The organism is Rosenbergiella gaditana (assembly GCF_018494065.1).
Lineage (GTDB): Bacteria > Pseudomonadota > Gammaproteobacteria > Enterobacterales > Enterobacteriaceae > Rosenbergiella > Rosenbergiella gaditana.
In genome coordinates, this window is record NZ_JABBFR010000102.1 from 1 (window position 1) to 217 (window position 217).

At 47.5% G+C, this 217-nt stretch carries 1 protein-coding gene; it reads right to left on the minus strand.

Annotation, left to right across the window (positions count from 1 at the left end; genetic code table 11):
* Positions 1 to 8: 8 nt before the first annotated feature.
* The coding region (locus HH682_RS15635; protein ID WP_214238388.1) for a hypothetical protein at positions 9 to 217 on the minus strand (209 nt) is incomplete at its 5' end.

Sequence of the window (217 nt, forward strand, 5' to 3'; positions counted from 1 at the left end):
GAGATTTATCAGCGCGTTGACAGATTAAAGAAAAGAATTTGCAGAAACGATGTATTTTTATCGTAATCAAGGCGACGCCCAAGCGATAAGAAGGAGCATACAGCGGTATGTGACTGAGTAGCGCGAGGGACGTTAACGCTGAGTACGCTAAAAAGAAACGTTTCATGCACAAAGAATTTGCCTGGCGGCACTAGCGCGGTGGTCCCACCTGACCCCA